6 protein-coding genes are annotated in these 15940 nt (G+C 43.5%); 4 read left to right on the forward strand and 2 right to left on the reverse strand.

The window, feature by feature from the left end; translation table 11 throughout:
- The first annotated feature begins 21 nt into the window (after positions 1-21).
- Complete coding sequence (locus B9G53_RS09130; protein ID WP_094531394.1) at positions 22-3939, forward strand: PAS domain S-box protein; 3918 nt, start codon at positions 22-24, stop codon at positions 3937-3939.
- A gap of 14 nt (positions 3940-3953) precedes the next feature.
- On the opposite strand, the gene B9G53_RS09135 is transcribed toward B9G53_RS09130, so the two are convergent.
- Both B9G53_RS09135 and kaiC read right to left on the reverse strand, forming a co-directional pair.
- Positions 3954-4271, reverse strand: a complete 318-nt coding sequence (locus tag B9G53_RS09135; protein ID WP_094531396.1) for a circadian clock KaiB family protein — start codon at positions 4269-4271, stop codon at positions 3954-3956.
- A 43-nt stretch (positions 4272-4314) separates the two neighbouring features.
- Positions 4315-6024 (reverse strand): circadian clock protein KaiC, encoded by a 1710-nt coding sequence (kaiC, locus tag B9G53_RS09140; RefSeq protein ID WP_094531398.1) that lies wholly within the window; start codon positions 6022-6024, stop codon positions 4315-4317.
- Between the two features lie 187 nt (positions 6025-6211).
- Here kaiC and B9G53_RS09145 point away from each other — a divergent pair, with 187 nt between their 5' ends.
- From B9G53_RS09145 to B9G53_RS09155, 3 genes are read left to right on the forward strand one after another with little or no spacing between them, the layout of a single operon-like run.
- The gene (locus B9G53_RS09145; protein WP_094531400.1) at positions 6212-9886 is read left to right on the forward strand and encodes a PAS domain S-box protein; all 3675 of its coding nucleotides are present in this window, start codon (positions 6212-6214) and stop codon (positions 9884-9886) included.
- Positions 9887-9897: 11 nt separating this feature from the next.
- Positions 9898-12489, forward strand: a complete 2592-nt coding sequence (locus B9G53_RS09150; RefSeq protein ID WP_141211746.1) for an ATP-binding protein — start codon at positions 9898-9900, stop codon at positions 12487-12489.
- On the forward strand, positions 12486-15932 hold the full coding sequence (locus B9G53_RS09155; protein WP_094531404.1) for a PAS domain-containing protein: 3447 nt from the start codon (positions 12486-12488) through the stop codon (positions 15930-15932). The genes B9G53_RS09150 and B9G53_RS09155 overlap by 4 nt, the downstream gene beginning before the upstream one ends.
- The last annotated feature ends 8 nt before the right edge of the window (positions 15933-15940 follow it).

Below are 15940 nucleotides of genomic sequence, written 5' to 3' on the forward strand. Positions count from 1 at the left end.
CCCAATCGCTAGGTGAACAAGATGAACCCTAAAAGTCGCCTAATCCAAGAAAAATTAATGTCGGTGATCGTCCGTCAGCCATTAATGGTGACACCAGATACATCGGTCATGTCAGCGATCGCGATGATGGGTGAAACAGGGACAAGTTGTGTACTAGTGGTTACCAGTAAACAAAAAAGCGACTTGATTGGTATTTTCACTGAACGGGATCTTGTGCGCGTCAGTATTCAGGCTCAGCCCTTCGATCAATTGCCGATCCAAACTGTGATGAGTCATCCCGTCCTGACGATCCAAGAATCAGCACTGCTTGATCTCAATGATGTACTACGGTTGTTTCAACAGCACCAAATTCGGCATTTGCCTGTGCTAGATGGCGATCGCCTCATTGGACTGTTAGCCAAAGATGTCTTGACAGATCTATTAGCCCAGACAGTTTTAAATTCTAGTGATTATGCACAGGAAGATATACAGAAAAGCGATCGCTACTACTCGACTTTAGCCACGGCTGCTCCAGTGGCTATTTTCTGCTTTGATGAAATATTTAACTGTACCTATGTCAACGATCGCTGGAGTGAGATGACAGGTCGATCCAAAGAATCAGCTTTGGGAAAAGGATGGATGGATGCCTTACATCCTGACGATCGCGATCAGCTACTAGCTCAATGGACTGAGGGCTATGTTCAAACAGATCCAACTGTTCGCGTCGTGATCCATAGTGAGGGTAGACATTTACGTCCAGATGGCAGCATTAATTTCTTTTTTGTCCAAGTTGCCAAGGAAATCGATGCTGACAATCAAATAGTTGGCTATCTGGGGACGTTAACGGATATTACTGCGCGAAAGCAGGCTGAGTTAGCTCTTCAAAAAAGTGAGAAATGTTATCGCGCCTTAATGGATGGGGCTAGCGATGCCATATTACTCGCTGATCATCAAGGTAACTTGATCGAAGTAAATCAAAAAGCAGAGAAACTTTTGGGCTATAGCCACGATGAATTGACTCGCTTACATATGTCACAGATTCATCCTCCCCTAGCCCTAGAAGCAGCCCGTAACCATTTCATAAATATTGCGCTTAACCAAAGTCAACCCTTAGAAAGCCTTGTGCTACGAAAAGATGGTCGTCAAATTCCTGTAGAGATTACTGGCAGTCGTATTGATGTGGATGGAGTGATGATCATCCAAGGAATTTTGAGAGATATTAGCGATCGCAAACAGATTGAGTCCCAATTAATTGAGAGCGAAGCTAAATTTCGCCGATTGGTAGAAGGGGGAAACGACTTGATCTGGTCAGCCGATCAGTATGGAGTATTTACATATCTCTCGCCGCAATTTAAGGATATGTTCGGTTGGGAATCCGATGAATGGATTGGTAGAGCATTCATCGATCTTGTGCATCCAGACGATATTTCGTCACTATTTGCTGACTATGTGCAAACTCTGCAAGCTGGACAAAAGTTGAATATTGCCGAGTTTCGACATCAACATCAAGATGGCAGATATATATGGATGCGAATTAATACCACGCCTGTTTTTAATTCCGAAGGCGTAATCATCGGCTATCAAGGAATTTTAACGAATATTAACGATCGCAAACAAACAGAGCTACTACTCCAAGATCTATCTGCGCGATTAGAACTAGCACTTCAATCTGCACAAATTGGCATTTGGGAATGGGATATTGTCACCAATGCACTAATTTGGGATGATCGCATGTATAAACTTTATGGCGTGAATCCTGCCGATTTCTCTGGTGCATACGAAGCATGGATCAATGGTATGCATCCTGATGATCTGCCGATCGCCTTAGAGGATTCTCGTCAAGCACTATCTGGTGAAAAAGAATATAACACTGAGTTTCGAGTTGTCCTGCCCAATGGCAGCCTCCGCAACCTCAAAGCCCACGCAGTCATTCAGCGCAATGAGCAGGGTGAGCCTTTAAGAATGATTGGGCTTAATTACGATATGACGGAGCGCAAACAAGCAGAATTAGCTCTGCAAGAGAGTCAAAGCTTTATTCAAAAAATTGCCGACGCATCTCCCAATATCCTTTATCTTTACGATATTCAAGAACAACGTAATGTCTACACCAACCGTGAGATTTTCTCAACCTTGGGTTACTCGCCTGAGGCAATTCAAGCAATGGGCGAAAACTTTGCTCTCAACCTACTGCATCCCGACGATCTCCAGACTGTCTTACCAGAATACTATGACAAAATGGAAGTAGCTCAGGAAGGTGATATCGTGGAGGCTGAATATCGGATGAGACATGTCAATGGCGAGTGGCATTGGCTCCATAGTCGTGATGCGGTCTTTAGTCGTGATGCGGAGGGAAGGGTCAAGCAAACTATTGGAACTGCGGAAGATATTAGCGATCGCAAACTACTAGAACAGTCACAAAATCGCCTACATGCGATGCTAGAAGCTGCAACAGACTATATTCTCATTTCTGACTCATCAGGTAAAACTATTTGGCATAACACTGCGCTCAAACAACTTCGAGGTCTAGACAATGATCCAATGACACCACGAAGCCCCATTGATTATCATCCCCAATGGGTAGTGGATTTTCTCTGTCAACAGGCTGTCCCGATCGCGATCGCCAACGGAAGTTGGATTGGGGAAACCGCTTTACTAGATAGGGAAGGACGAGAAATTCCTGTATCGCAATTATTGCTTGCTCATAAATCTCCCCAAGGCGAGGTGGAGTTTTTCTCAACGATTATGCGCGATATGCGTTTTCAAAAAGAATATGAACAACAACTAGAGCGAACTAATGCCGAATTACTTCGGGCTACTCGACTTAAGAATGAATTTTTGGCGACCATGAGCCACGAATTGCGGACTCCCCTCAATTCAATTTTAGGGATGACTGAAGCTTTACAAGAAGAAGTATTTGGCAGCGTCAACGAACGTCAAACCAAAGCATTAAAAACCGTTGAGCAAAGCAGCTATCATTTGCTGACATTAATTAACGATATTCTCGATGTCGCCAAAATCGAAGCAGGACAGGTCGAGCTAATCTATACCAAAACTTCTATCAATCAGCTTTGTCAATCCTGTCTGGCGTTTGTCAAACAGCAGGCTCTCCAAAAACATATCCAAATGGATGTCAAAATCGATCCCCATTTGTCTGACATCTTGTTAGATGAGCGTCGTATGCGCCAAGTGTTGATTAATTTACTGAACAATGCTGTGAAATTTACCCCCGAAGGTGGACAGGTCAACCTAGAAGTTAGTAGGCAAGAGGATCTAGAAACTCAGAATAGATCTTGGCTAAGGTTTTCGATTATCGATACAGGCATCGGCATTGCGCCTGCAAATACCCCAAAATTGTTCCAACCCTTTGTCCAAATCGACAGTGCCTTAAACCGTAAATATGAAGGCACAGGGCTGGGGCTAGCCTTAGTCAAGCAAATTGTCGAACTGCATAAAGGTAAAGTAAGGTTGATTAGTGAATTAGATGTGGGAAGTTGCTTTATGATCGAGCTTCCCTACGAAACGGCTCTGCCTTCGTTACCTCCGATGATAAACCAGACTGCCTTTAACCTTGAAAGTAATCCCACAGAGCAGAAAGCATTACCATTGATCTTACTTGCCGAAGATAATGAATCGAATATAAATACTATTAATGATTATCTAGAAGTCAAAGGATATCGCCTTGTCATTGCCAAAAACGGAGAGGAAGCGATCGCCCTTGCTAAAGCTCATCATCCTGACATAATTTTGATGGATATCCAAATGCCTGTGATCGATGGACTAGAAGCCACGAGACAAATTCGCCGCGATCCAGATTTAGCTGAGATTCCGATTATTGCCTTGACGGCTTTGGCGATGACAGGCGATCGCCAAAAATGTCTGGATGCAGGTGCTACTGATTATTTAACGAAACCAGTTAAACTTAAGCTATTGGTTAAAACCATTCAGCAGCTTTTAAAGTAATCTTTCAGACCGCACTAATTAATTTTTTGTAACTCTAATCCATGTAGCACTTTTTCTTGATTGGATAAATCGCCAATAATTTGTTTAAGAGGCAGAGGTAATTTCTTGATTAAAGTGGGAACCGCGATAATCTGTTCTTTTCTAGCAATATGCGGATGCTCAATTAAATCAATTACCTCAATTTTGTATTGACCATTGAGGAATTCCTCACAAATTTTTTGCAAATTGGCGATCGCTAACAGTGATTTAGCTGATTTCCCTGCAACATATAGCCGTAGTTCCCATATTTCTTCTTTAGGTAGAGGCAGATTCTCTCTTGTATTGATATCCATTGATTTCTGAGTTCCTAATACCTCTGTTTGGTTTTAAAATGGTTTATAAATCTGTTTGATCGGCTTTGCGAAGGACTGACATTTTAACTTTACTGTCAGTTAAAACTTGTTGAGCAGTTTCTTCTTGCTGACTAAACATCTCTAATTCTGCTTGCTCAATCGCTAGTTGAATCTCAAGGGCTTTAATTTGAGCCTGTACCAGCGATTGTTGCTGCTCAAGTCGGAGCTTTTTACGGTCAAATTCTTGCTTGCGGTTGAGTTGGGTTAACTTCTCTTGGGATTGTTGTGCGACTCTTGCGGTTCCAGTCAGAAAGTTGTTCTGTCCTAAGTACACATCTACCAACTCTATACCATCACTCGTTAAGATAAATTCACGCACTTGATTAGAATGGTGCATACCACGAGATTTGAGAATATACAGAGTCCGATTGCGTTCTCCATTGGTTTCTGTAGTGCGGAGTTCTAGCCAAGTGTCCATCAGGGAAGATGTACCTAATTCTGTATGCTCAAAAGGAGAACCGCCTTGGAGTAGGTTAGTAAAAAAGACAGTGATTTGTTGAGATTTGAGTATGTCGATCAACCGCATGAGAAAATTCTTGGTTTGATTCACGGTTCCACTAGTGGCAAGGTTGCTCATGGGGTCAATCACAATTGATCTAGGCTGAAACTCTTTGATCCAAGACTGAATCGTGAGTAACCGCATCTCCAATCCATAGGCTGTTGGACGTACCGACTCAAATCGCAATAATCCACTTTCGACATGATGCGTCATGTTAAGTCCAACCGATCGCTGATTTCTAAGAATTTGTTGCGGTGCTTCTTCCATTGCTATATAAAGGCAGCGTTCGCCGCGATCGCAGGTTGCCGATGCAAAAAATCCTGCTAATGTCGTCTTCCCCGTTCCCGCCATTCCCGTAACCAAAATACTACTCCCCCGATAGTAACCATGATCATCTAACATCCCATCAAGTCGGGGGACTCCTGTAGAGACCCGTTCAGTTGATATCTCATAGTCTAGCCCAACTGAGGTAATCGGTATTACAGAAATACCATTTTCCTCAATCAAAAAGGGATATTCATTAGAGCTATGCCGAGAACCTCTATATTTGAATATTTGCAGATAGCGGGTGGTGATTTCTTCAAAAGTTCTTTGCTCTAATCGAATTACGCAGTCCGAGACGTACTCTTCCAATCCTTGACGGGTTAAGACATTTGCGCCCCGTTCTCCTGTAATAATCGCAGTTACACCCTGTGACTTTAACCAACCAAATAAACGGCGTAACTCGGCTCGCACAATATTGGCGTTATTTAGCCCTGCGAATAAAACTTCAATCGTATCTAAAACTACTCGCTTTGCCCCGATTTCGTCAATAGCACTGCCTAGTCTGATAAATAAGCCTTCAAGGTCATAATCTCCCGTTTCTTCTAAGCCAATAGGATTGATGTAAACATGGTCGATGATCAATTTGCCATCGGACACCAACTGATCGAGATCCCATCCTAGCGAAGTGACATTTTGGGTAATCTCCTCGGCTGTCTCTTCAAAGGTCATCAATACGCCTGCTTCATCATAGTCAATAGCACCATGCACTAGAAACTCCACCCCAAACAGAGTCTTCCCACAACCTGCGGAGCCACAGACTAGAGTTGGTCGCCCCTGAGGTAATCCTCCCCCAGTAATTTCGTCTAACCCTTGAATTCCTGTCGGACACTTAGGTAGTTGTTTTTTGAGATTATTGATAATTTCGACCATAAAATCAGACTATTTCAGCTATAAACCTTTAATCTATTTTAATTGTGACAGATCTCTGGTTATCTTTTACTTTGAGAGATGATAGATTGGATGTAATTATCTAAGAATAATTTTTGTATATCTAGATAAAACTTCATCACGTAGCTATAAATCTAAGCCTTTCGGAATTCCTATCATCAAAACTTCTGTGATCAAAGCATTTAGTCCTCAAGTATTAGAACAGGCGATCGCTCATAATCTGCTAATTGTCAGCGCAGAGGATTCTTTGCGTGATGTGGTGCGATTGATCAATCAAGGACATAATCAGGATTCTGAGCGGGCAAGTCAATCTAACGAAAGAGCAGAATTGCCTAAAAGTTGTGTCTCCTGCGTTTTGGTTGTGGCTGAGTCTAAGCTGGTGGGGATTTTAACTCAGTCCGATCTGATTCGGTTAATGGTCATGGAATCGGATATCAGCAAAATCAAGGTTACAGAGGTGATGACTCATCCTGTTGTGACCATGAAGCGCTCAGAGTTTTATGACGTGGATACACCGCTTAAGTTGCTACGTCAATATCGCTTTAGTCATTTACCACTTCTAAATGAGCATGGCTATCCGATTGGACTGGTTACCTTAAAAGAGCTACTAAAGGTAACTGACTACACATTACAACAAGATCAAATAAAACAGATTGAATACGAATTATTTCTAACCACGATCGCTAATCGGATTCAATCGTCACTAGATTTACAAGTCATTCTTAAGGCGACCGTTCAAGAAGTTCGTCAATTTCTCAAAACAGACCGCGTGATCGTTTATAGCTTTGAGCCAGATTGGAGTGGAGTGGTAGTTGCCGAATCAGTTACTTCTTACTGCGATTCATTGCTGGGTCAGGTGATCACCGATCCGCACTTTGGCGAAGCGATGGTGGAGCCTTACAAAAATGGCAGAATCCAAGTCACAGATGATATCCATGTGGGATTGACTGATTGCCACACCAAGTTTTTGGAGCAAATTCAGGTGAAGGCGATCATCGTCGTGCCGATTTTGCTGGAAGATCAGCTTTGGGGATTGCTAGCTGCACAGGAGTGTTTGCAACCACGCTTTTGGGATCGGTCATCAGTAGCTTTGCTGCAACAACTTGCCACACATATTAGTATTGCGATCCGACAGTCAAATATGATGTTAGATTTGCAGCAACTCAATCAAGGATTGGAGAGCAAAATAGAAGAGCGAACTATAGAGTTAGCAAATAGTAAAAATCGTCTAAATCTGATTGTTTCTAGCATCTCTGATGGCATCCTAATTGCTGATCAAGAAGGACGGATTGTTTTTGCTAATCCATCGGCAGCTAGAACCTTTGGAATGCCTATTGACCAACTCGTTGGCTTGAGCATTGGTGTACCCAACGTACTGAATAATCAATTTGAAATTACTTACTTAGCACCTGATGGGAAAATCGGGGAAAGTGAGATGCAAGTTGTACCAATTGAATGGGATCAACAACCTGCATATTTGATCTCTTTGCACGATATTACCGAACGTCTGCAAGCAGAGGCGAAACTACTGAGAATCCAAACGGCTCTTACCGAAGCTCAGCAAATTGCCCATGTCGGTAGTTGGCAGGTGGACTTGACCACGCAGAAAATCACTTGCTCAGAAGAGATGTATCGTCTCTTAAGGCTGGAGCCTCAGCAGGAGGAGCAACCCGTTGATCATCTTGCTCAATATGTTTGTCCACAAGACCGAGATATCCTCGACCATCTGGGAGCGCGAGCAATTCAATTTGGCGAACCCTACGAATTAGACATACAGATTACTAGAGCTGATGGTTCAACTGGCTATTATTTTGTCAAGGGAACACCAAAACGCAATGCCTTAGGTGAAGTAACCCACTTGTTTGGTACTGCGATGGACATAAGCGATCGCAAAGCCAATGAGTCTAAGTTGCGTAGATATGAGCGAGTGGTGGCGGCTACTACTGATGCGATTATTCTCTATGATCGTAACTATAGATTCCAATTAGTTAATCAAGTCTATCTAGCTTGGCATAATAAAAAACTAGAGGAAGTGATTGGTTATAGTATAGAAGAGTTTAAGGGAGAACGCTTTAGAAGTGTTATTCAGCCAAGACTAGATCGCTGTTTGGCAGGCGAAGTCCAACACTACGAAGAGTGGTTTGACTATGGAGATGGCTCGCGGCGCTTTGTTCGAGTTGCTTATTCTCCCTATATCGAGATTGATGGCAGCATTACGGGAGTTCTCGCTAGTCTCCATGATCTGACGGAACTTAAGCAAATTGAAGAATCTCTACGGAAGAGTGAAGAACGTCTCAGTCGGTACTTCGATCAGCCTCTGCTCGGTATGGCGATTAGTAATCCTGACAAGAGTTGGCAAGATGTCAACAGTTGCTTATGCAATATGCTCGGTTATTCCCACGATGAAATGCTCCAAAAAACATGGGCTGAGATTACCCATCCTGAAGATTTAGAAGCAAATCTGATTAAGTTTAATAAGGCTTTGGCAGGGGAGCTAGAAGGATATGTGATGGATAAACGCTTTGTTCGTAAGAATGGAGAAATTATCCACACAATTATCTCAGTGCAATGCTTCCGTAATCCTGATCGGACGGCGAATTATTTTGTGCTGATGGTGCAGGATATTAGCGATCGCAAACGCGCTGAAGTCCAACTACAACTAACTAACGAAGAACTCTCCCGCGCCACACGCTTGAAGGATGAGTTTTTAGCCAACATGAGCCATGAACTTCGCACGCCCCTCAATTCCATTCTCGGCATGACTGAGGCAATGCAAGAGCAGATTTTTGGCAGTATCAATGAACAGCAACGTAAAGCCCTCCAAACCGTTGAACGTAGTAGCGATCATTTATTAGCTTTGATTAATGACATTCTTGATGTTGCCAAAATTGAATCGGGACAGATTGAGCTAGACCTTACCCCCACGGATGTGGCTTCGCTCTGTCAATCTAGTCTTGCCTTCATCAAGCAGCAAGCTCTCAAAAAACGCATTCAGTTAGAGGTGAAGCTTCCCCAAAATCTACCCGACCAAATGTTGGATGAACGTCGCATTCGTCAGGTATTAATTAATTTGCTGAACAATGCCATGAAATTCACCCCAGAGGGTGGTCGCATTACCCTAGAAGCATCTACTTATCAAGATCAGGAACCATCGCATACTAACGATTGGCTTCGCTTTGCGATCACTGATACAGGTATCGGCATTGCCCCAGAAAATATTAATAAATTGTTTCAACCCTTTATCCAAATTGATAGTGCTTTAAATCGTCAGTACTCAGGTACAGGATTGGGGCTAGCCTTAGTTAAGCAGATGGTGGAACTGCATGGCGGTAAAGTTGGCTTAACTAGTGAATTAGGTGTGGGCAGTTGTTTCATGATTGATTTGCCCTATACAGCTAATTCCTCGGAAACGGTAATGGTTACACCATCATTAGCTACTCCCGAACTTGAATCTCGATGGGTAAACCAAACTACTCAGATTCCCTTAATCTTGATGGCCGAGGATAATGAAGCTAACATCGTTACCGTTTCTAGCTATCTAGCCGCCAAGGGCTATAGCCTACTCGTTGCTAAAAATGGGCAAGAGGCGATCGCCTTAGCGAAATCTCACCATCCAGACTTGATTCTGATGGACATTCAAATGCCAGTCATGGATGGAATAGAAGCAACTAGACAAATTCGCCGTGCTCCTGAGTTAATCAATGTTCCAATTATTGCAATGACAGCTTTGGCGATGACAGGCGATCGCGAAAAATGTTTAGGAGCAGGAGCCAATGAATACTTGACAAAACCTGTCAAACTAAAAGCATTATCCCAAATGATTCAAACTTTTTTGGCTCACTAGTGGAGTTACCTGTGATCAACTCTTTGCCTAGGGATCTTCTATCCGTAATCTCTCGCAACCCTCTGATCGTTGCGCCAGAGCTAAATGTGATCGAGGCGATCGCGTTGATGGATCAAAATGGCTCTAGTTATGTACTAGTGAGCAAAGAAAATTCGGCTGAGGTTATGGGGATACTCACAGCACGAGATATTATTCGCCTTAACTCCCAGCGCTTACCCTTAGACCAATTATCAGTTCAGACGGTGATGAGCCATCCCGTCATAACGCTCCAAACTTCAGAGCTTACGGATATCAATACTGCGATCAATGTTGTGATGACGCTATTTCAAGAGCATTCGATGCGACATTTACCTGTGCTAGAAGGCGATCGCCTAGTTGGAGTACTAGAAAAAGAAAACTTAACTGAGCTATTCTCCCAACCACAGAATCGTTTAGAAATAGGCGATCGGCAAATGGGCGATCGCCAAACAGAAGATGCCGAGTTTTGGGCAAGTGAACAACGTTCGCAAAAATTATTTGATGCTCTCCCTAAGATATCGGTACAGGGCTATAACAGCGATCGCCAAGTCATTTATTGGAATAGTGCTAGTGAAAAAATCTATGGCTATACCGCCGATGAAGCCCTCGGTCAGAATTTGGAAGCCCTGATTATTCCGCCACCGATGCGAGAGGTTGTGATTAATCTTGTGGATGCGTGGGTGAATGGTGGCGAGCCTATTCCTGCTAGTGAGTTAACCCTAATGGCAAAGGATGGATCTAGCGTTTTTGTCTACTCTAGCCATGTCTTACTAAATAACCCAAGGAATGAGCCAGAACTATACTGCATTGATATTGACTTGAGCGATCACAAAAAATCCGAGTTTCTGATCAAGACTCAGAACCAGATTTTACAGAAAATCGCCCTAGGAGTAGCTCTGCCAGAAATCCTCAATGATATAGTTGTGGCGATCGAGGGACAGTTTGAGGATGGGCTATGTTCGATCATGCTCTGTAATTCTGAGGGGAGACTCTATCAAGGATTTAATTGTAGTAGGTTGCCGAAAAACTATACGGAAGTTATCAAAACCTTAACCATCGCTGAAGGCAACGGTTCCTGTGGTACAGCCGCCTATCGCAAAGAATTAGTGATTGTCAGTGATATTGCCACCGATCCACTCTGGCAAAACTGTAAGGAATTGGCTCTAGCAAATAATCTACGTTCTTGTTGGTCAGTGCCTGTGATTGATGCTCAAGATCAAGTCTTGGGAACTTTTGTGGTTTATCATCATGAAATTTGTGCGCCCACTCCAGTTGAGATTGAAGTTGTCAATTTGGCGGTAAATATTACTAGAATCGCGATCGAAAGCGAACAAGCTATGCAGACCCTTCAACAGTTAAATCAAACCCTCGAATCCAAAGTTGTCGAACGCACTTTAGCTTTACAGAATTCAAATGCTCAACTGATCCATGCCACAAGGCTCAAAGATGAATTCCTTGCCAATATGAGCCATGAACTTCGCACCCCACTTAATGCGATTTTAGGGATTTCTGAAAGCTTACAAGAAGGAATTTATGGCTTAATCAACGAACTGCAAAATTCGGCGATCGCGATGATTGAAAATAGTGGCAATCACTTGCTGTCCCTGATCAACGATATTTTAGAACTCTCAAAAATTGAAGCGGGTAAATTGGAACTGGATATCGCCCCTGTGTCTGTAGTCCACCTATGTGAATCCAGTTTAAACTTGATCAGACAAATGGCAAGCAAAAAGAATATTCAACTGAGAAGCTCATGGCAAGATGACTTAGGCGTAATCTCTATCGATGAGCGACGGATGCGACAGGTGCTAATCAATTTACTCAATAACGCTGTCAAGTTTACCCCAGAGGGAGGAGAGATTTCCTTAGAAGTTTATCTGGAAATGTCCGAGCTTTGCTTAGCGATCGCTGATACAGGTATTGGCATTGCGGCAACCAATCTCGATCAGCTTTTTCAACCCTTTGTCCAAATTGATGCTAGCCTCAATCGCCAATATGAAGGTACTGGGCTAGGACTCAGTTTAGCCAAGGAAATTGTGGAACTTCATGGCGGCTCGATCTCTGTGCGTAGCGAGCTAGGTAAAGGCAGTTGTTTTATCGTGCGGCTTCCTTACCATTTAGTAACAGAGATCCCTACTTTGGCGAAGGGCATGACAATTCCAACGACATCATCGACCTCTTCATTAACTCACCAATCTGAAACTAGTCCGTTAATTCTCATCGCCGAAGATAATCAGTCAAATATTGATATTCTCGTTAATTATCTAGAATTTCTGGGATATCGGTTTGAGATCGCTAAAAATGGACAAGAAGCGATCGAGATGGTTAAATCTAATCAACCTGATCTAATCCTGATGGACATCCAAATGCCAATTATGGATGGACTAGAAGCAACTAAACAAATTCGTCTCGATCTCAACTTGGTGAATATCCCAATCATTGCATTGACAGCATTAGCGATGGCTGGTGATCGCGATCGTTGCATTGCGGCGGGAGCTAATGAATATTTTAGTAAGCCTATTCGACTCAAAGAACTATCCCAGATGATTCAAACCCTGCTAGCCACTCAGAAGAGATACCCGTGATAACTACTGCAAGTCTTCTCGATCCAACAGATTTACGATCGGCGATCGCCCGCAATTCGCCTTTGGTGTCACCAGATACGTCAGTCATGGCAGCGATCGCGATGATGGGGGAAACTGACTCAAACTATGTGTTAGTGGTGGAGAACGTATCTGAAAAGAGCGGTTTGCTCGGCATTCTGTCCGAGCGTGATCTTATTCGTCTTGTCACTCAGCCCATATCCTTAGCCCAGTTGCCAATTCAGTCGGTGATGAGCCATCCCGTCATCACCATCCAAGAATCTACATTCACTGATATTAACGATGCTCTAGCCCTATTGCAACAGCATCATATTCGTCATTTACCTGTGCTAGATGATCGCGATCGCATTGTGGGGTTACTAGACCAAAGCACTTTAATCGAGATGGCGAATCTAGCTGATCGTAGACAAGCTGAAGCTGCCCTACAACAACTCAACCAAGACTTAGAAAGGAAAGTAGAACATCGGACTGCCGCTTTGCAAGCGAGTGAAGCAACCCTTCGCACGATCTTGGACACAATTCCTGATTTATTGCTGCGACTTCAGCGTGATGGCACTTGCTTGGCATATATCAAGTCAGACATTGAGGCGGAGAATTTTCTACCAATTGTCAACCATATTTCGGAAGTTCTACCGCCAAATTTACTCCAGAGGCAGTTGCAATTTATCGAGCAAGCAATCACGACGGGTGAATTACAAGTCTATGAGCATCACTTCCTCAAGCAGGATCGTTTAGTCTACGAAGAAGTGAGGATACTCGCCATTAATGATCAAGAAGTTTTGGCAATCGTGCGGAATATTACGGCTCGTAAGCTTGCCGAAGCAGAGCTACAGCAACTCAACCAAGATCTAGAACGCCGCGTGGAGCAACGTACTGAAGCTCTAAGACGTAGTGAAGAGCGTACCCAAGCTACGCTTTTGGCTTTGCCCGATCTGGTATTTCGGGTTAACCGAGATGGTGAGTATATTGACTTCTTAACATCTCCCCAAGGGAAGAATCTGGTTGATCCTCAACAAGTAATTGGCAAAAGTATTTTTGATGCTTTGTCAGCAGATATTATCCCCTCTCATTCAGAGACTAAATTCACGACTCTTCAGCAAGCACTGACTACGCAAACCTTGCAGACCTACGAACAGCAGGTTTGGATTGATGGTGAACTGCGGTACGAAGAAGTGCGCGTTGCTCCATGCAATAACGATGAAGTCGTTTTTCTGATCCGTGACATTAGCGATCGCAAACTTGTCGAAAAAGCTCTATTGGAATCTCAACAATTTATTCAAACTGTGGTTGATACTGTCCCACTCTCACTATTTTGGAAGAATCGAGAGTCTGTCTATTTGGGATGCAATCAGCAATTTGCCAAAGTGCTTGGGTTGAACTCGGTGGAAGAGATCATTGGGAAAACTGACTTTGATCTTCCCTCGACACAAGCCGAGATAATCGCCCATCGTGCCGACGATCAGCGCGTTATGGAAGCGGGTCAAGCCAGACAGGGGATCGAAGAAACGATAACTCTGCCTAATGGTGAACAGCGATGGGTAGAAACCCATAAAGCTCCATTGCGTGACTGGACAGATTATATTATTGGTTTAGTAGGTATATCGCAGGATGTTACTATTCGCCGCCAAATTGAATTGCGACTGAAATATCAAGCAGATCAGGAACGCATTCTCGGAGCGATTACTCAACGAATGCGATCGTCCCTAGATTTGACAGAGATTCTCAATGCAACTGTTGAGGATGTTCGGGAAGTCTTACAGTCAGACCGAGTGCTGATTTATCAGTTAATTGCAGGAGAGCCAAAGTCTGCTCTAGCTGAATCCACTTTGCCAAATTGCTCAAAACTTCTAAATATCGTCTTCCCTGAGGATATTATCTCTCAAGACAGCTACAATCACTATACTCAAGGAGATGTGTTTATCCTTTGCGATCGCGAAGCAAAAAACCCGTCAGACTTGCCCAGTTGGGTCGAATTCCTCACAAAACTCAAAGTTAGAGCTGCCCTCGCAGTTCCGATTATTCAGGATCAAATCCTGTGGGGATTGTTGATTGTCCATCAATGCGACTCTCCGCGCTACTGGCAAGACCTAGAAATAAATTTACTCCAACAAATTTCCAACTGGTTAGCGATCGCCATTCAACAAGCTAGTCTCCACAAGCAACTTCAGTCTGAACTTGTGGTGAGGCAGCAAACAGAGATCAAGCTCACTAAGAGCAACCAAGAACTATCTGTTTTTAACGAAGAACTTGGTCGAGCTACCCGCTTGAAGGATGAGTTTTTAGCCAACATGAGCCACGAACTTCGGACTCCTCTAAATGCCATATTGGGTATGACTGAAGGGCTACAAGAGGAAGTCTTTGGTGCAGTAAGTGAGCGACAAGTTAAAGCATTAGAAACTGTGGAACGTAGTAGTAATCACCTACTGGAGCTAATCAACGACATCCTCGATATCGCTAAAATTGAATCTGGGCAGATGGTACTAGACTATAATCTCTGTACTGTGGCTTCCCTCTGCCAATCCAGTCTTGCCTTTATCAAACAACAAGCCTTAAAACAACGCATTCAGCTTGAGATTAAACTGCAACTGAACCTACCTCAACTATTAGTGGATGAGCGGCGCATTCGTCAGGTGTTGATTAACCTGCTTAACAATGCCGTGAAATTCACCCCAGAGGGTGGACGTATCACCCTAGAAGTTCACCAACTTCTTCCTGAACTAGACCGATCGTCACAACGCTTTTTACAGATTGCGGTAATCGATACAGGCATTGGTATTTCCGCAGAGAATATTAAGAAGCTATTTCAGCCCTTTATTCAAATCGATAGTGCTTTAAATCGTCAATATGATGGGACTGGCTTGGGACTCGCTCTCGTTAAACGGATTGTGGAACTCCACGGCGGTAGGGTGGGACTAACCAGTGAACTTGGAGTGGGAAGTCGCTTTACGATCGAGCTACCCTGTGCGCTCGATGAGGCTATGTCACCGAAAATGCCAGCAGGCGTAGACCTAACGACTACTCCAGAAGAAAAATCCTCTCCAGCCAACGTAGCCACTACCCGATCGCCTCTAATCCTGATCGCAGAAGATAACGAAGCCAATATTGGCACTTTCTCTAGCTACCTCACTGCGAAAGGCTATCGGATTTTGATCGCTAAGGATGGTCAAGAAGCCCTTGACCTTGCTAAAGCCCATCATCCCGATCTCATTTTGATGGATATCCAAATGCCGATCATGGATGGACTTGAGGCTACTAGACAAATTCGCCGCGATCCAGATTTGGTTAAGATTCCCATTATTGCCTTGACGGCTTTGGCGATGACAGGCGATCGCGAAAGATGTCTGGATGCAGGTGCTAACGATTATTTGACGAAACCAGTTAAACTTAAGCTATTGGTTACCACCATGCAGCAATTTTTGGCGTAAGCTTTCAT

Origin of the sequence: Pseudanabaena sp. SR411, assembly GCF_002251945.1 — a bacterium.
Lineage (GTDB): Bacteria > Cyanobacteriota > Cyanobacteriia > Pseudanabaenales > Pseudanabaenaceae > Pseudanabaena.

Excerpts from the sequence above, each read along its gene's own strand:
- B9G53_RS09130 (WP_094531394.1), top strand. The coding sequence starts at position 22 with ATGAACCCTAAAAGTCGCCTAATCCAAGAAAAATTAATGTCGGTGATC.
- B9G53_RS09135 (WP_094531396.1), bottom strand. The coding sequence starts at position 4,271 with ATGGATATCAATACAAGAGAGAATCTGCCTCTACCTAAAGAAGAAATA.
- kaiC (WP_094531398.1), bottom strand. The coding sequence starts at position 6,024 with ATGGTCGAAATTATCAATAATCTCAAAAAACAACTACCTAAGTGTCCG.